Origin of the sequence: Mesocricetibacter intestinalis, from assembly GCF_004363295.1 — a bacterium.
GTDB lineage: Bacteria > Pseudomonadota > Gammaproteobacteria > Enterobacterales > Pasteurellaceae > Mesocricetibacter > Mesocricetibacter intestinalis.
Genome location: NZ_SNYQ01000003.1, coordinates 78,446 through 105,038 on the forward strand (window position 1 = coordinate 78,446; position 26,593 = coordinate 105,038).

Genomic DNA, 26,593 nt, shown 5'->3' on the forward strand with positions numbered 1-26,593 from the left:
CGCTTCTTCTGAGACGGCTTTTTAGCTTGCGGATACTGATAAGGGATTGAATAATTTCACCATTAACAATGCAATAATACCGCCCAATACCGTTGCGATTAGGCGATGTTCCGTCGTGGCGATAGGGTTACCCAAGCCCAAGGCGATTAAAAACACAATGGTGGCGGAAATCATACAGGTTAGCAGGGCGTAATGGGCTTTCTGCATAGAAAAGGCCAGCCCGCTGCTAATAATCAAACAAATCAGCAATAGCGCCTGTTGTTCATGCAACAGATAAATAAGCGCCGTTGCCAATAGGCAACCCACAAAGGTACCGATAAAACGGTTGAGCATACGGGAATAGGTAATCTGTCCCGAGGGTTTGATAACCATCAGCACCGTCATCGGCGCCCAGTAATCATTGGCGATAGCAAACCAGCGCGCCGCCCCGTACGCCAGCAATACCGCCGCAACCAAGGTCAGAATAAAACGTTGCAGCTGATGGGGAGCAAGGTTATCCGCAGGCGGCGATGGCAATAATGCGGCGCTGAAAGGAAAGAGGCGGGCAAACAATAGCATACCTAGTAGTTGCAGCAATCCCGCCGTCAATACCAATACCCCGCGCAACAAGGCTTGCTCCGTACCGCCGGGATAATAGCTGGCGACTAAAAAAGCCACCGCAATCTGTAAGCTAACCCACCAGAAATCATTATTCCGTCCGCTCAAATAAGCGCAAGCGGCGGATAACAGCGCTATACCGCCGAACAACAATAGGCTATGCCCGCCCAACAGCGAACCGAGAACGGCGGAACAAGCCATGCCCAGAGCGGCCAAAGCCACAGCACCCCAACGATATTTACCCAGAGTGCGTGAAGCGCCAAAGCCTACCGAAAATGCGGCACCGACCATAATTACCGCCGCCAGCGGATCAATATCCAGACTAAATGCAAGCACTAGCATAATCGCCGGCGTACAGAGCAGGATCTCGCGCCAGTAAATCTCTCCGACAAAGGTTTTGAGAAGTTGTAACAACTGTTGAACTTGCATATCCCTTACACCATAAAAAAAATAAGGTACGGACTATACGCCCGTACCTTATGAGCAATTAAGCGGGATTATAAATTTTCAATTGCCTGATACTGAACTTTCAGTTTTTCCAGGGCGTTTTGATAATCCTGCATTTTTTCGCGCTCTTTATCAATAACCGCCGGCGGAGCCTTGGCCACAAAGGCCTCATTACTCAATTTGCCTTCGATACGCTTCACTTCGCCGATTAATTTATCAATTTCCTTATTCAAGCGGGCAAGTTCGGCTTCCTTATTGATAAAGCCCGCCATAGGTACCAGCAATTCGGCGTTACCGAGCAACTTGGTTACCGAAAGCGGCGCTTCTTCCCCTGCCTGCAATAGGCGAATATCCTCCAGTCGAGCCAAGTTAGCGATTAAAGTGCGGTTGTTTTCAAGACAGTTTTTTTCCGCCTCGCTCAGATTGCGCAACAATAAATCCAGCCCTTTGCTCGGCGCAATATTACTTTCGGCGCGGATATTACGCACATTAACAATTAACTGCTTAATCCATTCGATCTGCTCCAAGGCGCTTTGATCTTCCAAGGCGCGATTAAACTGCGGGAAGCGCTGCAGCATCAGGGTTTCCCCTTCAACCCCGGCAACAACTTTAACCCGCTGCCAGAGGGCTTCCGTAATAAACGGAATAATCGGATGAGCCAAGCGTAACAACTGTTCAAGTACGCTTACCAGGGTATGGCGAGTACCGCGCTGCTGTGCCGGGCTACCGCCGTTAAAGACCGGTTTGGTCAATTCCAGATACCAGTCGCAGAATTGGTTCCAAGTAAATTCGTACAGGGTATTGGCCGCCAAATCGAAACGGTATTGATCCAGAGCGGTACGGAAATTTTTCACCGTATTATTAAATTCGGCCAGAATCCAGCGATCCGCCAAAGACAGTTCCAATGCCTGTTCGGTTGCGAAACCGCAATCCTGATTCTCCGTATTCATCAACACAAAGCGACTGGCGTTCCATAATTTATTACAGAAGTTGCGATAGCCTTCCAAGCGCTTCATATCCCAGTTGATATCCCGTCCGGTAGAGGCCAACGCAGACAGAGTAAAACGCAGGGCATCGGTACCGTGCGCGGAAATACCCTGCGGGAATTCTTTGCGTGTGGCCTTGGCGATTTTTTCCGCCAGTTGCGGCTGCATCATATTACCGGTACGTTTTTCCAATAAGGCTTCCAGATCAATACCGTCGATCATATCCAGCGGATCTATAACGTTACCCTTAGATTTGGACATTTTCTGCCCGTTCTCATCACGGATCAGCCCGGTAACATACACGGTTTTAAACGGCACCTGTGCTTCACCCTCTTTATCCTTGATAAAGTGCATGGTAAACATAATCATGCGCGCTACCCAGAAGAAAATAATATCGAAGCCGGTAATCAGCACATTGGTCGGGTGGAACATTTGTAAATCCGGGGTTTGTTTCGGCCAGCCCAGGGTAGAGAAAGTCCACAGCGCCGAAGAGAACCAGGTATCCAGTACGTCTTCGTCCTGTTTCAGTTTAACTTCCTGCGCCAGGGCGTTTTTAGCCCGCACTTCCTGCTCGCTGCGACCGACATAGATATTGCCCGCTTCGTCGTACCAGGCCGGAATACGATGTCCCCACCAGAGCTGACGGGAAATACACCAATCCTGAATATCGCGCATCCAGGAAAAATACAGATTTTCATATTGTTTAGGTACGAACTGGATTTCGCCGTCCTCCACCGCTTTAATTGCCACTTCGGCCAAAGGTTTCACCGAAACGTACCATTGATCGGTCAACATAGGTTCGATCGGCACGCCGCCGCGATCGCCGTAGGGCACCTTCAGATCATGAGGCTGGATTTTATCCAGTAAGCCCAGGGCTTCGAAATCCGCCACCACTTTTTTACGTGCGGCAAAACGTTCCAAGCCGCGGTAATCTTGCGGAATCTGCGCCTCATAGCCGCTTAAGGGCTTACCGTCGCTGCCGATGATTTCCGCCGTATCACGAATATCCGCATTTAGCGTCATTACGTTCACCATCGGCAAAGCGTGGCGTTTGCCCACTTCGTAGTCGTTAAAGTCATGGGCCGGAGTAATTTTCACCACGCCGGTACCGAACTCGCGATCCACATATTCGTCCGCAATAATCGGAATTTCACGATTCGCTAACGGCAACATAACGGTTTTACCAATCAGGGACTGATAACGTTCGTCTTCAGGATGCACGGCTACCGCCGTATCGCCCAGCACGGTTTCCGGACGGGTGGTGGCCACTACTAAATAATCCAGCCCCTCGGCGGTTTTCTCCCCTTTTGTCAAAGGATAGCGGAAGTGCCACAGGCTGCCCTTGCTGTCTTTATTTTCCACTTCCAGATCGGAAATAGCGGTATGTAACTTAGGATCCCAGTTCACCAGACGTTTGCCGCGATAAATCAGGCCTTCCTCATGTAAGCGTACAAATACCTCTTTTACCGCCTCGGACAAACCTTCGTCCATGGTAAAGCGTTCGCGATCCCAGTCGATAGAGTTACCCAAACGGCGCATCTGGCGGCTAATGGTTCCGCCGGAATAGTTTTTCCAGTCCCAGATTTTATTGATAAAGGCCTCGCGCCCGTAATCATGACGGGTTTTATTTTCTTCCGCGGCGATTTTACGCTCCACCACCATTTGCGTGGCGATCCCCGCATGGTCGGTTCCCGCCTGCCATAGGGTATTATCGCCCTGCATACGATGATAGCGAATTAGAGTGTCCATCAGGGTTTGCTGGAATGCGTGCCCCATATGTAAGGAACCCGTTACATTGGGCGGCGGAATGGCAATACTGTAACTGGCGGCATTAATATCTTCGGAAGGTTTAAAATAACCTTTTTCTTCCCAGTTTTGATAAATTTGCTGTTCAAGGGTATCGGCATCAAAACGATCCGCCATTTCAAATTTTTGTGTCATTTTATTGTTTTCTCAGTTATTTATAATCTTCAAGTAAGTCTTTTTCAGTAGGTTTCAGCCTAAATTTCTCCGGACCTTCTTCGCTACCTTTATAAAGTTTTTTTAAAATAGGTTCTTATCATTATATTGTCCGTGGCGTATTAATTTATGCTGATGACCACATAAACCATATTACTCGGTTTATACACAATAAGTCCCTTCCGGTGCTTATAGCTTTACCGCAACCACACCATATCCAAATGCGCAATCCCATCTTCCAAATAAATATCCGAAACCGCGTTAAAGCCGAAAGACGAATAAAAATCCTGCAAATAAGCTTGTGCTTGTACGATTACGGGCTGATCGGGAAATTCGGCTTGCACCGAAGATAAAGCTTTTATCATCAAATCACGTGCTAATCCTGTCCCTCGAACCCCTTGAGCAACTAACACACGTCCGATTTTGACCGCACTTGCGCTCGGAATAATACGACAATAAGCCTGAATTTCGCCCTGTTCTTCCCGCCATAAATGCACGGCCGATTTATCGTACTCATCCACTTCCTGATAGGCGCACTGCTGTTCCACCACAAATACGGCGGTACGAATCCGATAGATTTTCCACAACTCAAGTGCGGTCAGATTTTCAAAAGTTTTAGTTTGCCACATACTTCAGAGCCGAATTTATTAATTTCATTTTTAGCTTTTCAACCGGGATTATTTTGCCTAAGCCTTTTCCGTTATCATTTCAAAACCGAGCTGACGATAAAGCTTATAGCGTTCGCGCGCCTGAGCCTTTCCTTCTTCATCGGCGGGAACAAAATCAATCACCTGAGTAAAACTGGCAATAAAATCCGGTAGCTGTTGCTGTAGGTTAATTAACAAATCCCGTCGCTGAGCATTACGCCGACCCGGCCAGGATATTTCAATGGGTGTGGCGTACTGGGTAACTTCACCGGATAGATTATGGGGGACGAACTGTTCAGGATCGCGCTGCCACAGCGCTTCGTCCAAGTTCAGCGCCTGCTGTTCCGTTGCGCAGGCGATCAGCACTCTTTTGCCTAAACGCCAGGCCTGTGCCGCCAGTTCGCAGGCCAATGCCTCCTGCGCTACAAGTTCGGACTGTAACGCGGTTTCGGCGATCAGGTAAAACCGTGCTTGTTTTTGCATTTTTATCTGCCTTGGACGAAATGAAATAATCTTGGGATTCTAACTAAAAATATGAAAAAAAGAAAGAAAACAGGCGATTTCGAGCGCTATTTTTGATAATCTAGCGGCGCTGTTAACCGCCGTAGCGGCGGGAATAACCAGAGACTTTATTAATAATAATTAAATGAGATAACTTAAGCCCGTCAGCTTTACGGGCAGAGATAAATTATGCGTGTTTCAGATTTTTATTTCGACCTTCCCGACGAGCTTATCGCCCGTTACCCTAAACCCGATCGGAAATCCAGCCGGTTACTGCATCTGAACGGTGTGAATGGTGAAATAGCCCACCGGACTTTCTCCGATATTATCGATTTAATCAATCCCGGCGATTTACTGGTTTTCAATAATACCCGCGTGATCCCGGCCCGTATGTTCGGGCATAAGCTCAGCGGCGGTAAAATTGAAGTATTGGTGGAAAGATTATTAAGCGAAACCCGCTGTCTGGCTCATATTCGTGCCTCTAAAGCGCCGAAAGAAGGCGCCGAACTTTGTTTGGGCGAAGATAAGCTGGGGGCGGGCCGGGGAATAAAGGTGAAGATGCTGGGGCGCCAAGGCAGCCTATTTGAACTGGAAGTCGAGGATAATAGGGGCGGTTTTCTGCAAGTATTACAAAAAATCGGCCATATGCCGCTACCGCCCTATATTGATCGCCCCGATGAAGAGGCGGATCAGGAACGCTATCAAACCGTATATAACAAAGTACCTGGCGCCGTGGCGGCGCCGACCGCCGGCTTACACTTTGATCAAGAATTGTTGGATCAATTAAGCCGCAAAGGGGTTAATTTTGCCTTTGTAACCCTGCACGTGGGCGCAGGCACCTTTCAGCCGGTACGAGTGGAAAATATCGAAGATCATCATATGCACTCGGAATATGCGGAAGTACCGCAGCAAACCGTGGATGCCATACTCGCCGCCAAAGCCGCAGGCAAAAGAGTGATTGCGGTAGGCACCACTTCCGTACGTTCGCTGGAAAGCGCGGCCCTTGCCGCACAACAGCGACACGCCGCTTCTTTACTCGAACCCTATTTTTCCGATACCTCGATTTTTATTTATCCGGGGAAAAAATTTCTTGTAACCGATTGTCTGATTACCAATTTCCATTTGCCGGAAAGTACGTTGATTATGCTGGTTTCCGCCTTTGCGGGCTACAGCAACATTATGCGTGCCTATCAAAGTGCGGTACAAAATCGCTATCGTTTTTTCAGCTACGGCGATGCGATGTTTATTCACAAAAATCCGGAAGTACGCGGCCTGGAATAATTCCGTCGCCTAATCCGAGTTTATATTAAAACTTATCATGACTAATAAAAAATTTACGGATAATTAATTATCCGAATGGGAGAAAACACTATGGAACTAATTCTGGGACTTATCGCGATTATTGCGGTAGGCTACTATATTGTAAAAGGCTACTCCGCCACCGGCGTGCTGATGAGTGTCGGTTTATTGTTACTTTTCGCCAGCGTTCTGCTCGGCAAACCGGTTCTGCCCGAGGGAGTAAAATCCACCGGCGTTCTGTATTTGGATGTTTTTGAATATGTAAAATATCTGTTGATGAACCGTGGCGGTAACCTCGGTATGCTGATTATGGTGTTATGCGGGTTCGCCGCCTATATGACTCATTTGGGCGCCAATGATATGGTGGTAAAACTTGCCTCGCACCCGCTGAAATATATTAAATCTCCCTATACGCTGATGATTGCCGCCTACTTTCTGGCTTGCGTTATGTCCCTTGCGGTACCTTCCGCCACGGGATTAGGGGTTCTGTTGATGGCTACCCTGTTCCCTATTATGATAAACGTCGGCATCTCACGCGGTGCCGCCGCCTCCATCTGTGCTTCACCGGCGGCGATTATTCTCTCGCCGACTTCAGGGGACGTAGTATTGGCGGCGGAAGTTTCCAAAATGCCCTTACTGGAATTCGCTTTTAATCTGACTCTACCGATTTCCATTGCGGCCATTATTTCCATCGCCGTCGCCCATTATTTCTGGCAACGTTATCTGGATAAGAAGGAAGGACATAATATCGAGCGCTTGGATATTCACGATATTAAAACCGATGCTCCCGCTTATTATGCGATTTTTCCCTTTACGCCGATTATCGGCGTGCTGATTTTCGACGGTAAACTGGCGCCGGAGCTGAATATCATCACCATTATCGTTATCTGTCTGCTGATTGTGGCATTGGTGGATTTCTGCCGCAGTTTTAGCGCCAGAAAGGTATATGAAAATCTGAATGTCGCCTACCAGGGAATGGCGGAAGCTTTCTCCGCCGTGGTAATGCTACTGGTGGCCGCCGGGGTGTTCGCTCAAGGGCTAAGTACCGTCGGTTTTATTCATATGCTGATCGATTCCGTACAGTCGGTAAGCAGCGGCGGTTTCCTAATGATGATTGCCTTGGCGATTATTACCGCGCTTGCCGCTATCGCCACCGGCTCGGGTAATGCGCCTTTCTATGCCTTTGTGGAATTGATTCCGAAACTGGCGACACAAATGGGAATCAATCCGGCTTATCTGACCATTCCTATGTTGCAGGCCTCAAATATCGGTCGCAGCCTGTCGCCGGTTTCCGGTGTGGTGGTGGCCGTATCAGGTATGGCGAAGATTTCCCCTTTCGAAGTGGTAAAACGTATTTCCGTCCCTATGATCGTCGGCTTTATCGTCGTCATTGTCGCCACGGAAATTATGGTTTCGGCCTAATATCCGCCATAGTCTGAAAACGCGACCCTTTTTCTAAAAAAGGGTCGTTGCCCATTCGGCAAGCAATAAGGCGCTGTTTCGCCGTTGTATATTTCGCCGATAAAAAAACTTTTAGAATCCTGCGTTAAAGGGTATAATCCCCAACTTGAATTTTGTTCGAAAGGTAGCCTGTCGTAAGACGGAGCGTAAAACCATATAAATATAGCAGCAATATACAGAGGAATTAATGGCTAAAGAAGATTGTATTGAAATGCAGGGAAAAATTCTGGAAACCCTGCCGAACACTATGTTTCGTGTCGAATTAGAAAACGGTCATGTGGTAACCGCACATATTTCAGGTAAAATGCGCAAAAACTATATCCGCATTTTAACCGGTGATAAAGTAACCATCGAGATGACGCCTTATGATTTAAACAAGGGGCGTATTATTTTCCGCAGTAGATAATCCTGCCGTCCGCTTGATAAAACTCCATAAAATATCCGCCCCGAAGCCGAACTGAATTCAGGCTATATCGGGGCGGATTTTTATTTATTTTTCCTAAGCAAAATATAGGCGCCGCAACCGTCCGAGGTTAAAATTTAAAACCGATGGAAAAACGCAGCGCATCATTGTTATATGAACTGTTGTGGGAATGAGTAATACGTTGTCTCGGATTATGTTGTTCGTAACTAAGTGCCGAATTGGAATGATAATATCCCAGTTCCGCCAGCAGAGATTTATACTCTATACCAATGACCAAGCCTAAATAAAAACCATCCTTGGTTTTAAATTTAATCGGTCTTTCAAATTGTTTTATATTATTCTGGTAAAGCCTATATGCTGTATCGGCCGTTTTATTTAAGGAATAACCTAAATCCGTTTTAAAATAAAGCCCCATATTCCGGTTAAGCGCATAATTTTGTTTAAGCGTTACATACAGGGGAACGGAGGAATAACGATTTACTTTATAGCTTTCAGTTTCAACTTGACCGCGCTCAACAATACTCCCCTGATAAAGAAAACCTTTACGCTTAATATATCCCATACCCAGCCCCAATTCGGTTTGAGGAAAAATATTATAGGTGGTTTCTAAGAAAATACTGGGAGAGAAAGTATTTTTCTTTGAACCTGCGGGAGCGGGAAATAGCTCGTTTTCTTCCGTAGGTATTTGCAAGGTTTCGAAACGAGAGGTTAAATCAATCCCCGCTTTAGTATAGAAATTGAAACCGCCGCTTTGTGCGCCGGCTAAAAGGGGAAACAATAAGAAAGTAGTTAAAACTAATGATTTGGTTTTCATTGTAACATTCCATGTTAGTGATAATAGATTTACCTTATTATATAGTTCCTAATAGTTCCTATACGTACCGGATTTAAAGAAATCGGAGATATAGGATCCTTTTCCGCTGCATTTACTACATAATAAGGCGCAATAAGCAAATTCTTGCGCCGACATTATAATTATCAATAGATTCGCAGTAAAGCGAGTTATATCCTTTTATTATTAGGTATTTATCCCGACCTAGGGCCGAAGAAGGCAAAATCCTTAGCCTTCATAGCACTTCCCGCCGGCATTACCCGCCGTTCTTCAGCAAACTTTTTCTAATCAGCGCCGCTGCGCTTTTCAGCAGGGTAAACATTAGCATCAGTAAATATAAAGGCGTATCCCCCAATGCCGCATAAGGGGTTTTGCCCTGAGTCGGCGCGAGCTTATAGGTCAATGCGGTTTCCATAAACTGAGGGGCTTTGGTTAAAATTTTTCCCCTTGCATCAATAAAGGCGCTAATGCCGGTATTGGTTGCTCGAATCACAGGTTTACCCAGTTCCAACGCCCGCATTCTGGCCATTTGTAAATGCTGCCAAGGGCCGATGCTATCACCGAACCAGGCATCGTTAGATACCGTCAGAATAAAATCCGTAGCTGTAGTCAGATTGTTACGCAACTGTGCGCCTAAAATAATTTCATAGCAAATTGCCGCACTAAAGGCTCTGCCCTTTGCTTGCAACGGCGCCTGGATTTCATTCCCCGCCTGAAAGGCGGACATCGGCAGATTAAAAACGGAACCCAAGGGGCGCAACAAGCTCTCTAGGGGAACATATTCGCCGAAAGGCACCAAATGATGCTTGCTGTATCTGTTGGCGCTTTCCTGCTGGTAAGGCTGCTGCGGATCCCCGACCACCACAATGGAATTGAGTAATCTATCCGAAGCAATATTATGATAAACGGAACCGATAATCAGCTCGCTGCCCTTCTCCGCAGCCGCTTGCTGCAGGGCGAAAAAATAAGGTTGAATCTGATTTTCCAGGGCCGGCAATGCACTTTCCGGTAAAATAATCAAATCGCTTGTACCCAGATTACGTTCTATCAGGCCCTGATAAATGGCTAACGTACGGTATAAATAATCGGGATCCCATTTTAAGTTCTGTTCGATATTGCCCTGAGCCAGGGTAATGGTTAGCGCTTTATCCTCTCTGCTTTCAACATAAACCTTGTGCGAAGAATAAGCGCTCAGCCCTCCGACAATCAACAATAAAAATACATGGGCAAGGGCAATATTAAATTTTCTCGGACGCCGCCACAGGGCGGAAAAAATACTGAAAAGCGCCGCACTGGCCCACATAACGAAAAAGGTTAAGCCGCTAACCCCAAAAATCGGCGCAATACCGGCGAAAGGCCCGTCAATTTGCGTATAGCCGAACTGCAACCAAGGAAAGCCGGTAAATACCCAACCGCGTAAAAACTCGGTCAGCGTCCATAACACCGGATACATTACCAGGCTGCCGACATTAAAGCGCCGAACCAAATAAGCAAACAGCAGGGGATAAAGAGATAAATAAGCGGCCAATAGCAGCACCAGTAAATAACTTACCAGAATCGGCGCGCCGCCGAACTGATGAATGCTAACGTGCAACCAACTGACCCCGACGCTGAACAGCCCCATCCCCCATAAGAAGGCGGCTAAAAGTGCGGTCTTTTTCGGAGTAGTTTTTATCAGCGCAATCAAGGCGGTTAAAGATAGGTAGGCCATGCCCCACCAATCAAAGGGAGAAAAGGCCAGAACACCCGCAGCACCGCTGCAAAAGGCGATTAAATAAATAAGATAATTTTTCATTTCCTGCTAAAAAACAAAAAGCGGGCGGCGGCCCGCTAAGATGATATCCCTAATCTATGTTTATCCGTTTTCCGAGGAGGTTTCTCCGTCCCCTTCCATTTCGGCCAGACGTTCGTCGCTCACTTTCACCCGTAATTGAATAATACGGCGACTGTCGGCGGAAGTTACCTTAAACTGAATACCTTCCAAAGTAATTTCCTCCCCCCGTTTCGGCAAATAACCGAAACCTTGCATCACCAAACCGCCGATGGTATCCACCTCTTCATCGGTAAAAGCGCTTTTAAAGGTTTGATTGAAATCGCCGATTCCGGTCAATGCCCGTACCGCATAAGTATGACGGGACAGCTGACGAATATCCGCAATATCCTCTTCGTCAAATTCATCGTCAATATCGCCGACAATCTGCTCTAAAATATCTTCAATGGTAATCAGTCCGGATACCGCACCGAATTCATCCACCACAATCGCCATGTGAAAGCGTTTGGTACGAAACTCTTTCAGCATGCGATCGACCCTTTTGCTTTCCGGAATAATTTCCACCGGGCGTAATATTTTTTCCAGCTCAAAGGGTTCGGCGTCGGAACGGAGGAAACGCAATAAGTCCTTAGCGTGCAAAATACCGGATACATTATCCCGTTCGTCGGAAACGACCGGGAAACGAGAATGGGCGGAAGAAATAATGGTTTCCAAACAACCGTCCAGATCCTGATCCGTATTGATAAAGACTATCTGGGAACGGGGAATCATTATATCCCGCACGCGTAATTCGGCGATTTCCATAACCCCTTCAATCATCTCGCGGGTATCCTGGTCAATTAAATCGTTTTGTTCCGAATCACGGATAACCTCGACTAATTCGTCGCGATTTTTTAGTTCTTCCTGAAAAAAGCGACCGAAAAGCATCTGTAAAAAGCTTTTTTTCTGGCTGCTTTCCGGTTGAGCCGGAGTAGAGTTTTCGTCATTCATAAAAAGTGATTTGTTTCCGTCGGATTGACCTTGGGGAAATTACCATATTTTCCCGACTTAAACAATTCCCGCTTACCTCTAAAGCGGGGAAAGAAACAAGGGGCCTTCCGTTAAATTTTACGGATTCATCCCCTCTGCCCGGAATATAATTCGGGAGAAAAAAGAGAAATCAATTAGATAAACTGAAAGAAAGTATAGTGGCGATATGTTTCACCGGCTTTACTGATACCGCCGTACCTTTGCCATTCGGGATGATTCGGGGTATCGGGCAAAGCCTGGGTTTCCAGTGCGATACCGGCGTAATTCGAATAAGCGGTGCCGTTACGCATAGGGGTACCTGCCAAAAAATTGCCGCTGTACACTTGAATCGCCGCTTGGCTGGTAAATACCTGCATAGCTAAGCTACGATCGGAAGACAACAGGCGTGCAGCTTCCGTTCCCGCCCCCCGCTCATTCAGTAAAAACGCATGATCATAACCGCCCACCGCAATTTGCCGCGGCTCGGATAAAAAATCCCGTTGCAAGGTTTTTTCCGCACGAAAATCAAAGCTGCTGTTTGCCACCGGAGTCAAAGGCGCATCGGGAATCCCCTCCACATTTACCGGTAAAAAATAATCCGCATTCAGGTATAGAAAATGGTTACGCACATCACTGCCGTGTTCCGCATCGTCCAAATTAAAATAGGCGTGATTGGTCAGATTTAGCGGCGTATCCTGATCGGACACCGCCTGATAGCTGATTTCCACTCGGTTATCCTCGCTGAGCAAATAACGGGCGCTGATTTCCACCTTCCCGCTAAAGCCTTCTTCACCGTCGGGCGAGGATAAAAAAAACTCGACAAAATTCTGACCGCTCTTGTGTAAAGTCCAACGCCGTTTATCATAGCCTTTGCCTCCATGCAGCTGATTATGACCTTCATTGGCGCTCAAGCGGACTTTTTTCCCGTTCAAACTGAATTCGGCACCGGCGATGCGGTTGGCGTAACGACCGATGGTCGCCCCCATAAACGCCTGTTGTCGCGGATAATCCTGCAAGCCGCAACCGAGTAAAACCTCACGCAACTCCTGCTTTACCGGTACCTGACAGGAAATCCAAGTGGCGCCCCAATCGGTTATAGAAATTCGCATGCCGTTAGCATTGCACAGGGTAAAAATCTGATAGGGCAGCCCGTCCGGCGCTATTATTGAACTTGTTTCCATCAACATATTCTCACCCCCTGTGATGCGCGGCAAACATAAAAATCTTCTGTTAGACCCGTTTGTTTCCGGTAATTATCAGCAATAATTTTACGTACGGCTTCCACCTTGCTGAAAGGCGCTAGCGCTACAATACAGCCGCCGAAGCCGCCGCCGGTCATACGAGCGCCGCCGGAAGACCCCAACGCAAGTTGCGCCAGTTCCACCAAATAGTCAATTTGCGGTACGGTAATTTCAAAATCGTCGCGCATCGAATCATGAGACTGCGCCATTAACTCGCCTAAACGGCGCAAATCACCTTTGCCTAAGGCGGCGGCCGCATCTAATACGCGCTGATTTTCAGTAACTATATGTCTTGCCCGTTTTGCCGTATCCTTATCAATGGCGCTTAATTCCGCTTCCCTTTGTCGGAACTGCGTAATGGATAAATCACGCAGGGCTTTTACCCCGAAAAAAGCGGCGGCACTTTCACATTGACGACGACGCGTATTATATTCGCCCGCCACCAGATCATGCTTAACATGAGAATTAACAATCATCACTGCAATATCCGGCGGTATGGGAACCCCTTGGGTTTTCAAGCTGCGACAATCTATCATCAGCAGCTGATCTTGCTGCCCCAATGCGGAAATCAGCTGATCCATATTGCCGCACTGACAACCTACAAATTGGTTCTCGGCCCGTTGCCCGATTAGCGCGATATCCGTATGACTGAGCGCTAAACCGCCCAGCTGCTGACAGAATTTTCCCACCGCCACTTCCAGCGACGCCGATGAACTCAATCCCGCCGAGAGAGGTACATTACCGCTGATCACCAAATCCGCGCCCTGTTGAAATTGCGGGCAGGCCTGCTGAATAAATTTTACGACTCCGCGCACATAGCCGCTCCATTTTTTCTCCGGATTAGGGATTATGGGCTGCCGTAAGGAAAATTCGTCATACTGTTGCAAGTCTGCGGCATATACCCGAAAAATCCCCCGGTCGTTGGCCGCACCGCTGACCGCAGTGCCGTAATTAATCGCACAGGGCATCACAAAACCCTCGTTATAATCGGTATGCTCGCCGATAATATTTACGCGCCCGGGGGCATACACCGTCAGTTCGGCATTACGCTCGAATTTCTGCCGGAACAGAGTGCGGGCAATGGCTTCAGGGGTCATATCCTTTTTCCTTTCTGTAATCAACGCAAACTATAATGAATATCGCTTAAGGCGCGCAGTCTTGCCGCCGCTTGCTCGGCGCTAAGATCGCGCTGACTTTCCGCCAACATTTCATAACCCACCATAAATTTACGAACCTGCGCAGAACGCAGCAGCGGCGGATAAAAATGGGCGTGCAACTGCCAATGGGGATTATCCTCCCCATTAAAGGGAGCGGCATGAAATCCCATAGAATAAGGGAAAGAAGTTTCAAATAGGTTATCGTATTTGGTGGTAAGTTTTTTCAACATCAGCGCCAAATCCTGTCGCTGCGCTTCTTTAAGCTCGGTCAGCCGTTGCAGCAAAAACTTCGGCAGCAGCAGCGTTTCAAAAGGCCATACCGCCCAATAAGGTACAAGGCTTACCCAGTATTGGGTTTCCACCACGATACGTTCCTGCAATTCCAACTCCCGCCGAGCGTAATCCCATAACATGGGAGAGGCGTATTTTTGCCAATAAGCGCGCTGGCTCCGCTCTTCTTTCGCCACCTCGTTGGGCAGGAAATCATTGGCCCATATCTGCCCGTGCGGATGAGGATTGGAACAGCCCATGGCAGCCCCTTTATTTTCAAAAATCTGTACCCAGAGATATTTTTCGCCCAATTCCTCCAACTGCGCCTGCCAGGTGGCAATAACCGCTTCTATTTCCTCAAGGCTCAGCAAGGGCAGAGTTTTACTATGATCGGGCGAAAAACATATTACTCGGCTTTCTCCTCGGGCCGCAGCGCTCCGAAACAGGGGATCCGCCGTCGCCTCGGGCGCAGGAGTATCATGTAGCAGTGCGGAAAAATCATTACGAAATACAAAAGGACGACGATAATCGGGATTCAATTCGCCATTAACACGTCGATTACCCGGGCATAAATAACAATCGGGATCGTGCGCTAGGGTCTGAGGAGCTGCGCTTTTCTCCTGCTGCCCCTGCCACGGCCGTTTCGCCCGGTGCGGAGATACCAAAACCCATTGTTCCGTCAAGGGATTATAACGGCGATGGGGGTGTTCCGTCGGATCAAACTCGCCCCTCATAAGCATCTCCTTTAAAATAAAATTGGTAACGGTTACAAAATAATAGCAGAGGCTAAAAGATAGCATAACCCCATAAATAATCAGTGATCCAGATCACAAAGCCAATAGATAACAAACTAAACCCTATGGTTTAGGCGTAAGATACATAAGGGATAAGTAATCGTTTCCAATTCGATTCCCCGAGCGATTATTATTGTTTTTTTCCGCCCGTGTTTCTTTTGTCCTCAGTACTTAAAAATAAAAGGATAAACCATGGTAACCATTCGCGATGTAGCCAGACAGGCCGGTGTTTCGGTCGCCACCGTTTCCCGCGTACTGAACAATGCCTCCGCCAGTCAGAAGGCCCGCGCCGCGGTACAAAATGCGGTGGAAAAACTGGGTTATTCGCCGAATGCCAATGCTCAGGCGCTGGCTCTGCAAAATACCGATACCATCGGAGTTGTGGTAACGGACGTCAGCGATCCTTTTTTTGCAATTCTGGTCAAAGCCGTAGATCAGGTGGCGGCGGAATATGATAAAAGCATTCTGATCGGTATCGGCTATCATCAGGCGGAAAAGGAACGTAAGGCCATAGAAATGCTACTGCGTAAGCGCTGTTCCTGTTTGGTGGTACATGCTAAGGCGCTGGATGAGGACAGCCTGAAAGCCTACTTGAACAATGTGCCCGGAATGGTGATTATCAATCGAACCATTGCCGGTTATGAAAACCGCTGTGTCAGCCTGGATAACCGCCGCGGCACCTTTCTGGCCACGGAAACCCTGATTCGTCTCGGCCATCAGCGTATCGGCTATATAGGCTCCAATCACCTGATCAATGATGAAATCGAACGGCGGGCCGGCTATCTGGCCGCGCTGGAACATTACGGACTGCCGAATATCGACGATGCCATTGTACAGAGTTCCCCCTATTTTGAGGGCGGCGAAGAAGCCATGATCAATTTGCTTAGCTATCATTCTGATCTGACCGCAGTAGTGGCTTATAACGACAGTATGGCGGCGGGCGCACTTTCGGTACTGAACGAAAATAATATCAGGGTACCGGAACAATTCTCTATTATCGGTTTTGACGATATGCCCATCGCCCGCTATCTGATTCCGAAGCTGACGACCATCAGATACCCCATAGATCTCATGGCGGGTTACGCCGCCAAACTGGCGCTGAGTCTGGTGAATGAGCATATCGCCACCCCGCTCCATTCGCAGTTTAATCCCACGCTGGTACGCCGCTTTTCAGCGGAAAAAAACAATGTCGCCGAATAACGATGTAATCGTTTCCAATGATGTTTTTCATAATTGTGAAAAGGATCACAGTATTAAAGCCTTAAAAAGAGTATGTTATTGAAGGATTACCCGCAGCCGTAAACCTTTAATTTAAGGGTAAGTTTATCTCATCTACCTCACACAAGAAGGGAATATTATCATGAAAAAATCCGTATTAAGCGCCCTTGCTTTAGCTCTGGGTCTGGGAGCCGGCATCAGCACCGCACAGGCAGATACCCGAATCGGTGTAACCATTTACAAATACGATGATAATTTTATGGCTTTAATGCGTAAAGAGATCAATAAAGAAGCGGAAAAATTAAAAGAAGTTAACCTGTTAATGAATGACTCGCAGAACGCCCAGTCCGTTCAAAACGATCAAGTGGACGTGTTGATTTCACGTCAGGTAAAAGCGCTTGCCATTAACCTGGTCGACCCTTCCGCCGCACCTACTATTATCGGCAAAGCAAAACCTTATGATATTCCGGTGGTATTCTTTAATAAGGATCCCGGCGAAAAAGCCATTGCTTCTTATGATAAAGCCTATTATGTGGGAACCGATCCTAAAGAATCCGGCCTGATTCAGGGTAATCTGATTGCTAAACAATGGAAAGCCAATCCGGCATTGGATTTAAACAAAGACGGTAAAATTCAATTCGTTCTGCTGAAAGGGGAACCCGGCCACCCGGATGCGGAAGCCCGTACCAAATATGTGGTGGAAGAACTGAACCGTCTGGGAATTCAAACCGAACAGCTGTTTATGGATACCGGAATGTGGGATGCGGCCATGGCAAAAGATAAAACCGATGCCTGGTTATCCAGTTCCCGAGCCAATGACATCGAGGTGATTATCTCCAATAACGACGGTATGGCGATGGGTGCGCTGGAAGCCACTAAAGCCCATGGTAAAAAATTACCTATCTTCGGTGTGGACGCTCTGCCGGAAGTGCTGCAGCTAATCAAAAAAGGGGAAATCGCCGGTACCGTTCTGAATGACGGCGTTAATCAGGGTAAAGCCGTCGTACAGTTGTCAAATAACCTGGCTCAGGGTAAAGCTGCGAATGAAGGTACCGACTGGAAACTGGAAAACCGCGTAGTTCGTATCCCTTATGTGGGCGTCGATAAAGACAATCTATCCGAATTTTTAAAATAATCTTATCCGACGGCACGGGAATTCATAACCCGTGCCCGTTTTATATGGCGAAGGGCATGCTCCGATCGCCGCTGCAAATCCTGTTCCTGTGAGGTAATCTATGTCGGCACAGCCCAGCCCCGTTGTGCAAGAAGACAGCCGAGTTCTGCTTACCATGACCGGCGTAAGCAAAACCTTTCCCGGCGTCAAAGCACTGGATAAAGCCAATCTGACCGTAAAATCCCATTCCGTACATGCGCTGATGGGAGAAAACGGTGCTGGCAAATCTACATTATTAAAATGTCTATTCGGTATTTATGCCAAAGACGAAGGTGAAATCCTATTTTTAGATCGCCCGGTAAATTTTAAAACCTCCAAAGAGGCGTTGGAAAACGGGATTTCCATGGTTCATCAGGAACTGAATCTGGTACGTCAACGCAATGTGATGGACAATTTGTGGCTGGGTCGCTATCCGCTGAAAGGTTTGTTTGTAGATCACGGAAAAATGTACCGGGATACCAAAGCGATTTTTGACGAACTGGATATTAATATAGATCCGAAAGAAAAAGTGGCCAATCTGTCCGTTTCGCAAATGCAGATGATCGAAATCGCCAAGGCATTTTCCTATAATGCCAAAATCGTGATTATGGACGAACCGACCTCCTCTTTATCGGAAAAAGAGGTCGAACATTTATTTACCATTATCGCCAAACTCAAACGGCGCGGCTGCGGTATCATCTATATTTCCCATAAGATGGATGAAATCTTTAAGATCTGTGATGAAATTACCATTCTGCGCGACGGCAAATGGATCAATACCGTTGCGGTGAAAGATTCCAGCATGGAAGCTATAGTTTCCATGATGGTAGGACGGGAACTGACCCAACGTTTCCCGCCCAAAACCAATACGCCGAAAGAAGTTATCCTTGAAGTGGAAGATCTGACCGCTCTCAATCAGCCCTCCATTCGAAATATCAGCTTCAACCTGCATAAGGGCGAAATTCTAGGTATCGCCGGCCTGGTCGGCGCCAAACGAACCGATATTGTGGAAACCATGTTCGGTGTGCGCGAACGTAAAAGCGGTACGCTGAAGCTGCACGGAAAAATAATGAAAAACCGTACCGCACTTGAAGCAATTAACAACGGTTTCGCCCTAGTTACCGAAGAACGGCGCTCCACCGGCATCTATGCCAATCTCAGCATCGAATTCAACTCGCTGATTTCAAATATGAAATCCTATATGACCGCCTGGGGGCTACTCAGTAATAAAAAAATGAAAAGCGATACCCAATGGGTGATCGACGCCATGAACGTTAAAACCCCTTCGCACAAAACCTCCATAGGTTCGCTTTCCGGCGGTAATCAACAAAAAGTGGTTATAGGTCGCTGGCTGCTGACCCAACCGGAGATTCTAATGTTGGACGAGCCGACCCGAGGTATCGACGTAGGTGCAAAATACGAAATTTATCAGCTGATTATGCAACTGGCGCAAAAGGATAAAGGCATCATCATGATTTCTTCCGAAATGCCCGAATTGCTCGGCATCACCGATCGCATTTTAGTGATGAGTAACGGGCAGGTTGCGGGCATCGTCGAAACCGCCAAAACATCGCAAGAAGAAATTTTACAACTTGCCGCAAAATATCTATAAGAAGGAATGTCGTATGGCAATGCAAAAAAATAAAACCTGGGATTTCTTTAAACAAAACGCAATTTATTTCGTATTATTGCTCCTGCTCGGTGTAATTATCGCCCAGGATCCCACATTCCTTAACGTGATGAACTTCAGTAATATTCTGACCCAGTCTTCCGTACGCCTAATTATCGCACTAGGAATTGCCGGTTTATTGGTGGTACAGGGAACGGACCTTTCCGCCGGTCGCCAAGTGGGCTTAACCGCAGTTGTAGCGGCGACTATGCTGCAATCCATGGAAAATATGAACCGGGTGTTCCCGAATCTGCCGGAAATGCCGATTTTCGTAGTGATCCTTATCGTCTGCGCCATAGGGGCGCTAATCGGCCTGCTAAACGGCTTTGTTATCGCCGTGCTGAATGTTACGCCCTTTATCGCCACCATGGGTACCATGATTATCGTTTATGGTATTAATTCCCTCTATTATGATGCCGTGGGCGGTTCGCCCATTGCCGGTTTCAGCGAACATTTTTCCTCCTTCGCCCAAGGCTTTTTCCTGTTAGGCTCCTTTAAACTCTCCTATATCACCATCTATGCCATTATCGCCACCCTGATCATGTGGATTTTATGGAATAAAACCCGTTTCGGTAAAAATATCTTCGCCATCGGCGGTAATCCGGAAGCGGCGCGCGTATCCGGTGTCAACGTAGTACGTAATCTGCTGATGATCTATATGCTGGCCGGCGTGTTCTACGCTTTCGGCGGTATGCTGGAGGCCGGCCGTATCGGCAGCGCCACCAATAACCTCGGTTTTATGTATGAAATGGACGCCATCGCCGCCTGCGTGGTCGGCGGCGTATCCTTTGCCGGCGGGGTGGGAACCATTATCGGCGTGGTTACCGGGGTACTAATCTTTACCGTAATCAACTACGGGCTGACCTATATCGGAGTAAACCCTTATTGGCAATATATAATTAAAGGCAGCATCATTATTCTGGCCGTTGCCATCGACTCGCTGAAATACGCCAAGAAAAAATAAAGGCGCAGCACTCGACACATACAAAAATACGGGGACGGAATCTATTCCGCCCCCTAGTTCTATTACGAATTTATTCTTTATTCGCCAGTTATCCCGGCCTTATTCACACCTCTGGTAAGTGGTCTGAACAGCACAAATCCGTTTGCACCGGCCTGTACCTTTATTTACAATTTTGCGGATTTTTATCTAAATATAACATTTATAACAGGAAACCTAATGAAAAATCTCTTTACTAAAACCTTAGTTTCCGGCGCATTACTTTGCGCGGCAAACGGCGCTTCGGCAGCGGCATTCCAGTTGGCCGAAATTTCCACGGCGGGTTTAGGCCGCGCCTATGCCGGTGAAGCAGCAATCGGCGATAACGCTTCCGCCGTAGCGACCAACCCGGCGCTAATGAGCTTATTTAAACGCCCGGAAATATCCATCGGCGGTGTTTACATTAATCCGGGGGTAAATTTACAGGGAGATTTTTCCGTACCTGCAATCGGCGTTAATAAGGTAAATGCCGATTATTCCGATGCTATCACCAGTAAGCTGGTTCCGCACAGCTATATGATTTATCCGATTAACGATAAATTCGCCTTGGGCGGCGGTGTTAACGTTAATTACGGTCTGGCCACCGAATACAGCGACAGCTATAACGCGGGTATTTTCGGCGGAACCACAGATCTTACCGCAATCAACCTGAATTTAAGCGGTGCTTATCGCCTGAACGAACATTTAAGTTTCGGTCTGGGTTTTAATGCGGTACATGCCGACGCCACCCTTTCCCGCCGTGCCGGAGCAATCGGCAACTCGCCATTAGCCAGAATATATAACCTCAATTCCAGCAGCTATCTGACCGATTTAACCGGTAAAGACTGGGGCTACGGCTGGAATGCGGGTCTGTTGTATGAATTTAACGAGCGTAACCGTATCGGTGTGGCCTATCATTCCAAAGTGGATATTAAATTCGACGGTAATATCTCCAATGATCTGCCGGGCAGACTGGGAATGAAAAATGTCGGCGGTTATGTGGACTTATCCCTGCCGGATTACTGGGAAATCTCCGGTTATCATAAGTTGACCGATAAGTTCGCCGTACATTACAGCTATAAACATACCAAATGGAGCCGGGTCGAACGCTTAAAAGCGCAGTTATACGCCAACGGACAGGAAGTGTTTAATAAATACGAAAACTTTAACGACACCTCCAGACTGGCTCTGGGTACCAGCTATGATGTAGATGAAAAACTGACCCTGCGCGCCGGTATCGCCTTTGACGAAAGCGCCTCCAGCACTCCTTCTTCCATCTCGATTCCGGATACGGATCGTACTTGGTACAGCCTGGGTGCCACTTATCGCTTTACCCCGGATCTCTCCCTGGATTTCGCCTACACCTATGTTAAAGGTAAAAAGAAAAGCTTTACCGAAACCGAGAGTATGACCATTAACGGTAATACAGTTACCGCAGTGGGTAACTTTACCAGCAAAGCTCAGGTCAATCTGTACGGGCTAAGCTTAAATTACCGTTTCTAATCGGGGCAAAATATCCCATAATAGCGTATCTTCGGATACGCTTTTTTATTTCCGGATAAGCAAGGACAGTAACTAAGGAAAGCGAAATATGCACAACAAGACGCAACCCATCTATTACAGTTATTACCATTCTCCCGTAGGCCGGCTGCTGATGCTGGCGAAAGAAAATAAACTCACCAATCTCGACTTTGAAACGGAGCAAATTGCGCCCAATCCGAAATGGGTTTTAAAGGACGAGTTGCCTTTATTCGAACAGGTAAAAACGGCGCTGACCGCTTATTTCAACGGAGAAAAGCCTGATTTCGATGCGCTCCCCCTCGCCCCCGAAGGAACCCCTTTTCAATGCAGCGTATGGCAGGCGCTACGCCAAATCGGTTATGGCGAAAGCGGCAACTATGCGCAGCTGGCACAGGCTATCGGACGTCCGAAAGCGGTTCGTGCCGTGGGCGGTGCGGTGGGCAGTAATCCTATCAGCATTATTATTCCCTGCCATCGCATTCTGGGAAAATCCGGACAACTCACCGGATTCGGCGGCGGTCTGCCGGTAAAACGTCGGCTGCTGCAACTGGAAGGTATCCTCTATGTGGATAAAGGCGTAGAATACGTAAAACAGAAATTACTGAAAAAATATCGGGCCTAAGCATTTCAGAGCGCCCGAAAAAACCGATAAAAACCACCGCACTTTTATGACAGTACCGCACAGCGAGCAGGAATTACTCGACCGCGCCAAAGCCATTGCCGGATTAAAGCTGGCCGAGCTGGCACAAAGTTTAAAGCTGAATGTCCCGCCGGATTTAAAACGGGATAAGGGTTGGGTCGGCACTCTAATCGAACGGGCGCTGGGCGCCGATGCCGGCAGTAAACCGGAGCAGGATTTTCCCCATCTCGGTATCGAGCTGAAAACCATTCCCATCAATGGCGAAGGCTATCCGTTGGAAACCACCTTTGTCAGCCTCGCCCCCTTAATCCGCAATAGCGGTATCGACTGGCGCCATTCCCATTTACGCGCCAAATTATCCAAAGTACTTTGGATTCCGGTGCAGGGGGAGCGCAGTATTCCCCTCGGCGAGCGTTATATCGGCAGCCCCATTCTATGGCAACCCGATCCGCTACAGGAAGCCCAACTGCAACGGGACTGGGAAGAACTGATGGACTACATTGTGCTGGGCAAGGTAGGGCAAATTCATGCGGGTATCGGCGAAGTACTGCAACTCCGCCCCAAAGGCGCAAACCGCCGGGCCAGAACCAAAGCGGTTGACGAACGGGGAAGGATTATCGACGCTTTGCCCCTCGGCTTTTATTTACGCAAAAATTTCACCGCGCGGATTTTGCAGAATTTTTTACAAAACAGATAATTTCTCTTTGCATTTTTTATACAAAATTATATGATTTGCAACCTTAAACTACTCTACTCAATTTACACAAAGGTTCGTTATGTTTGAATGGATGGCCAGCCCGGAAGCCTGGGTCGCTTTATTTACCTTAACCGCACTTGAAATCGTACTCGGTATCGATAACATCATCTTTATCAGCATACTGGTGGGCAGACTGCCCGAAGCGAAACGCCAAATGGCGCGCATTATCGGCCTCAGCCTGGCAATGGGGATGCGAATCCTGCTGCTGCTTTCACTGGCCTGGATTATGCGCCTGACCGAACCGCTATTCGTCGCTCTCGGCCAGGAAATTTCCGGTCGCGATCTGATCTTATTGCTGGGCGGTCTGTTTCTGGTGGCTAAAAGTACCCATGAAATTCATCATTCCATGACGCCGGAACATACGGAAGGCGAACATGGCAGCGCGAAGAAAAAAGCCAATTTTATCGCCACCCTAATCCAGATTGCATTATTGGATATCGTATTCTCGTTAGACTCCGTAATTACCGCAGTAGGTATGGCAAAGAATATCGAAGTAATGATTCTGGCGATTATTATTGCCGTTGCCATTATGATGTTGGCCGCCAAACCTATCGGCGATTTCGTAGAAACCCACCCGACCCTGAAGATACTGGCATTGGCCTTTTTAATTCTGATCGGGGTCAGCCTGATTGCGGAAAGCTTGGATTTCCATATTCCGAAGGGCTACATTTATTTCGCCATGGCCTTTTCCGTGGTGGTGGAAATTATCAATATCCGAATGCGCAAGCATATTACCAAACCTTAATTCATTCCGGGGACGCTGCAATGCGTCCCTTATTTTTCCTTAATTTTTATCCCTATGCCCCTCAGCCAATGCCGATTCTTCCTTGCCAAAAACCACAGGGAAAAACGACCGCACTTTTTAACTAAAATGTGATAAGGATCAAAAAAATTAACTTTTATTTTCCCCCTTTTCAGCCCGCTTTTCAGCCGCCGCCCCAACTTTCCCGTTGTAAATACAGGCAATAAGGCTTTTTAGGAAATTGCAAGAGTCTAAAACAAGCATATTTAATATGGTTGAATTTCAAATATATTCTATATATAGTGCATCAATCTAATTTAAGGCACAATATATAGGAAAATGTCATGCACTCATTCTTAGTGATCAAAAGGGACGGTTCCCGTTCTTCCTTTGAAATTCAGCGCATCATTAATGCAATCAAAAAAGCGGCGCAGGCGGTAAATATTCAGGACGACCGCTACTGTCATCAAATCGGGCAGCAGGTCTGCGAGGAGATTTTCAGCAATTATCAGCATGAAATCGATATCAGCCGGATTCAACAGGTGGTTGAAAACCAACTGATGCAGAGCAAATATCCGCAAATTGCCCGAGTTTATATTGAATATCGCCATGATCGCGATCTGGCGCGGGAAAAACGCAGCCGCCTTACCAAAGAAATCGAAGGGTTGGTACAGCAAAGCAATATGGAATTGCTGAATGAAAACGCCAATAAGGACGCTAAGGTGATTCCGACTCAGCGCGACCTGCTGGCAGGAATAGTGGCTAAACATTACGCCAAGTCCTATATTCTGCCGCGCGATGTGGTGGAAGCGCACGAAAAGGGGGAAATCCATTATCATGATTTGGACTACGCTCCCTTCTTCCCGATGTTTAACTGCATGCTGGTGGATCTGAAAGGTATGCTGACGCGCGGTTTCAAAATGGGAAATGCGGAAATCGAACCGCCGAAATCCATAGGTACCGCCACCGCAGTAACCGCCCAGATTATTGCCCAGGTAGCCAGCCATATTTACGGCGGCACCACCATTAACCGGATTGACGAAGTACTGGAACCCTATGTACAGCAAAGCTATGAAAAACATCTGAAAACCGCCGCACAATGGCAAATCGCCGATGCCGAAGGCTATGCCCGTGCGCTCATCGAAAAAGAATGTTTCGATGCTTTCCAGTCTCTCGAATATGAAGTAAATACATTACATACCTCAAACGGGCAAACCCCTTTCGTTACCTTCGGCTTTGGGCTGGGTACCAGCTGGCAGGCACGTTTGATCCAGCAATCGATTCTGAAAAACCGTATCCGCGGGCTGGGAAAAAACAATAAAACGCCGGTCTTCCCGAAACTGGTATTTACGATTAAAAAAGGCGTAAACCAGTCCGCCGCCGATCCGAACTACGATATTAAGCGCTTGGCGTTGGAATGCGCTTCCAAACGTATGTATCCGGATATTCTGAACTATGAACAGGTAGTGAAAGTTACCGGTTCCTTTAAAGCGCCGATGGGTTGCCGCAGTTTCTTAGGCGCCTATGAAGAAAACGGCGAGCTTCAGCACGACGGACGCAATAATCTCGGGGTTGTCAGTCTAAACCTGCCGCGTATTGCCATTGAGGCGCAGGGAGATGAAAAACGTTTCTTCGCTATTCTGGATCAGCGCCTTGAAATTGCTAAAAAAGCGCTGATGACCCGTATCGCCCGGTTGGAAAACACTAAAGCCCGGGTTGCGCCTATTCTGTATATGGAAGGGGCCTGCGGCGTGCGTCTGAAAGCGGAAGATAATGTAGCGCAAATCTTTAAAAACGGGCGTGCTTCCATATCTCTCGGTTATATCGGTATTTATGAAACCGTTAATGCGCTGTATAACAATCAGCATATTTACGACGATCAAAATCTGCGCCGTAAGGGAATCGCCATCGTCGCCTATTTAAGCCGTGCGGCAAATGCCTGGAAAGCGGAAACCGGCTATGCCTTCAGCCTGTATTCCACACCGAGCGAAAATCTGTGCGATCGCTTCTGTCGGTTGGATACGAAAGAATTCGGTATTATCAAAGGGGTAACGGATAAGGGGTACTACACTAACAGTTATCATCTTGATGTGGAGAAAAAAGTAAATCCGTACGACAAATTGGATTTTGAAATGCCTTATCCGCCATTAGCCAGCGGCGGCTTTATCTGCTACGGCGAATATCCGAATATTCAGCATAATTTGAAAGCCTTGGAAGACGTTTGGGATTACAGCTATGATCGAGTGCCTTATTATGGTACCAATACGCCCATCGACGAATGCTACGAATGCGGTTACAGCGGAGAGTTCGAATGCACCAGCAAGGGCTTTACCTGTCCGAAATGCGGTAACCACAACAGCGAAACGGTTTCCGTAACCCGCCGGGTGTGCGGTTATCTGGGCAGTCCGGATGCCCGTCCTTTTAATGCAGGTAAGCAGGAAGAAGTGAAACGCCGGGTCAAACATCTGTAAAAAACTTTTAGTAAAACCACCGCACTTTGGATAAAACGGCGCTGCATTT

General features: G+C 47.6%; 22 protein-coding genes. 12 read left to right on the plus strand and 10 right to left on the minus strand.

The annotated features are described in order from the left end of the window. Positions 1-21: 21 nt before the first annotated feature. The 4 genes from EDC45_RS04945 to EDC45_RS04960 form a co-directional block, all read right to left on the minus strand. Positions 22-1,026 (minus strand): FUSC family protein, encoded by a 1,005-nt coding sequence (locus EDC45_RS04945; RefSeq protein WP_133544077.1) that lies wholly within the window; start codon positions 1,024-1,026, stop codon positions 22-24. A 68-nt stretch (positions 1,027-1,094) separates the two neighbouring features. Further along, the gene (locus EDC45_RS04950) at positions 1,095-3,953 is read right to left on the minus strand and encodes a valine--tRNA ligase (protein ID WP_166635110.1); all 2,859 of its coding nucleotides are present in this window, start codon (positions 3,951-3,953) and stop codon (positions 1,095-1,097) included. Between the two features lie 233 nt (positions 3,954-4,186). After that, complete coding sequence (locus EDC45_RS04955; RefSeq protein WP_133544081.1) at positions 4,187-4,618, minus strand: GNAT family N-acetyltransferase; 432 nt, start codon at positions 4,616-4,618, stop codon at positions 4,187-4,189. Positions 4,619-4,675: 57 nt separating this feature from the next. Further along, on the minus strand, positions 4,676-5,119 hold the full coding sequence (locus EDC45_RS04960; protein ID WP_133544083.1) for a DNA polymerase III subunit chi: 444 nt from the start codon (positions 5,117-5,119) through the stop codon (positions 4,676-4,678). A 207-nt stretch (positions 5,120-5,326) separates the two neighbouring features. Here EDC45_RS04960 and queA point away from each other — a divergent pair, with 207 nt between their 5' ends. From queA to infA, 3 genes are all read left to right on the plus strand, one after another. Next, the gene (gene queA / locus EDC45_RS04965; RefSeq protein ID WP_133544085.1) at positions 5,327-6,418 is read left to right on the plus strand and encodes a tRNA preQ1(34) S-adenosylmethionine ribosyltransferase-isomerase QueA; all 1,092 of its coding nucleotides are present in this window, start codon (positions 5,327-5,329) and stop codon (positions 6,416-6,418) included. 90 nt (positions 6,419-6,508) lie between these two features. Next, positions 6,509-7,858, plus strand: a complete 1,350-nt coding sequence (gene dcuC / locus EDC45_RS04970) for an anaerobic C4-dicarboxylate transporter DcuC (protein WP_133544087.1) — start codon at positions 6,509-6,511, stop codon at positions 7,856-7,858. Between the two features lie 226 nt (positions 7,859-8,084). Beyond that, entirely contained in the window at positions 8,085-8,303 is a 219-nt protein-coding gene (gene infA, locus EDC45_RS04975) for a translation initiation factor IF-1 (protein ID WP_133544089.1), read from the plus strand. 127 nt (positions 8,304-8,430) lie between these two features. On the opposite strand, the gene EDC45_RS04980 is transcribed toward infA, so the two are convergent. From EDC45_RS04980 to galT, 6 genes are all read right to left on the minus strand, one after another. Then, positions 8,431-9,135 (minus strand): hypothetical protein, encoded by a 705-nt coding sequence (locus EDC45_RS04980; protein WP_133544091.1) that lies wholly within the window; start codon positions 9,133-9,135, stop codon positions 8,431-8,433. Between the two features lie 274 nt (positions 9,136-9,409). After that, positions 9,410-10,948, minus strand: coding sequence for an apolipoprotein N-acyltransferase (gene lnt, locus EDC45_RS04985; protein ID WP_133544093.1), 1,539 nt, complete (start codon positions 10,946-10,948; stop codon positions 9,410-9,412). Between the two features lie 60 nt (positions 10,949-11,008). Continuing rightward, positions 11,009-11,914 carry a CNNM family magnesium/cobalt transport protein CorC gene (corC, locus tag EDC45_RS04990; RefSeq protein WP_133544095.1) on the minus strand — a complete coding sequence of 302 codons (906 nt, stop codon included), beginning with the start codon at positions 11,912-11,914 and terminating at the stop codon, positions 11,009-11,011. Positions 11,915-12,087: 173 nt separating this feature from the next. Continuing rightward, entirely contained in the window at positions 12,088-13,119 is a 1,032-nt protein-coding gene (gene galM / locus EDC45_RS04995) for a galactose-1-epimerase (RefSeq protein WP_133544097.1), read from the minus strand. Further along, on the minus strand, positions 13,113-14,270 hold the full coding sequence (galK, locus tag EDC45_RS05000) for a galactokinase (RefSeq protein ID WP_133544099.1): 1,158 nt from the start codon (positions 14,268-14,270) through the stop codon (positions 13,113-13,115). The genes galM and galK overlap by 7 nt, the downstream gene beginning before the upstream one ends. Before the next feature lie 20 nt (positions 14,271-14,290). Beyond that, complete coding sequence (gene galT, locus EDC45_RS05005) at positions 14,291-15,334, minus strand: galactose-1-phosphate uridylyltransferase (protein ID WP_133544101.1); 1,044 nt, start codon at positions 15,332-15,334, stop codon at positions 14,291-14,293. A 252-nt stretch (positions 15,335-15,586) separates the two neighbouring features. On the opposite strand from galT, the gene EDC45_RS05010 reads away from it, so the two are divergent. The 9 genes from EDC45_RS05010 (at position 15,587) to nrdD (ending at position 26,544) form a co-directional block, all read left to right on the plus strand. After that, positions 15,587-16,594, plus strand: coding sequence for a substrate-binding domain-containing protein (locus EDC45_RS05010; protein WP_133544103.1), 1,008 nt, complete (start codon positions 15,587-15,589; stop codon positions 16,592-16,594). A gap of 160 nt (positions 16,595-16,754) precedes the next feature. Continuing rightward, positions 16,755-17,747, plus strand: coding sequence for a galactose/glucose ABC transporter substrate-binding protein MglB (mglB, locus tag EDC45_RS05015; protein ID WP_133544105.1), 993 nt, complete (start codon positions 16,755-16,757; stop codon positions 17,745-17,747). 100 nt (positions 17,748-17,847) lie between these two features. After that, positions 17,848-19,377, plus strand: a complete 1,530-nt coding sequence (gene mglA, locus EDC45_RS05020; protein ID WP_133544107.1) for a galactose/methyl galactoside ABC transporter ATP-binding protein MglA — start codon at positions 17,848-17,850, stop codon at positions 19,375-19,377. Between the two features lie 13 nt (positions 19,378-19,390). Further along, a complete protein-coding gene (gene mglC / locus EDC45_RS05025; protein WP_133544108.1) occupies positions 19,391-20,398 on the plus strand; it encodes a galactose/methyl galactoside ABC transporter permease MglC in 1,008 nt (335 codons plus the stop codon). A gap of 216 nt (positions 20,399-20,614) precedes the next feature. Continuing rightward, complete coding sequence (locus EDC45_RS05030) at positions 20,615-21,916, plus strand: porin (RefSeq protein WP_133544110.1); 1,302 nt, start codon at positions 20,615-20,617, stop codon at positions 21,914-21,916. Positions 21,917-22,004: 88 nt separating this feature from the next. Next, complete coding sequence (locus tag EDC45_RS05035; RefSeq protein ID WP_133544112.1) at positions 22,005-22,556, plus strand: methylated-DNA--[protein]-cysteine S-methyltransferase; 552 nt, start codon at positions 22,005-22,007, stop codon at positions 22,554-22,556. A gap of 46 nt (positions 22,557-22,602) precedes the next feature. Beyond that, positions 22,603-23,271, plus strand: a complete 669-nt coding sequence (gene mutH / locus EDC45_RS05040) for a DNA mismatch repair endonuclease MutH (protein WP_133544114.1) — start codon at positions 22,603-22,605, stop codon at positions 23,269-23,271. A gap of 79 nt (positions 23,272-23,350) precedes the next feature. Then, a complete protein-coding gene (locus EDC45_RS05045; RefSeq protein WP_133544116.1) occupies positions 23,351-24,076 on the plus strand; it encodes a TerC family protein in 726 nt (241 codons plus the stop codon). A gap of 341 nt (positions 24,077-24,417) precedes the next feature. Next, a complete protein-coding gene (gene nrdD / locus EDC45_RS05050; RefSeq protein ID WP_133544118.1) occupies positions 24,418-26,544 on the plus strand; it encodes an anaerobic ribonucleoside-triphosphate reductase in 2,127 nt (708 codons plus the stop codon). The last annotated feature ends 49 nt before the right edge of the window (positions 26,545-26,593 follow it).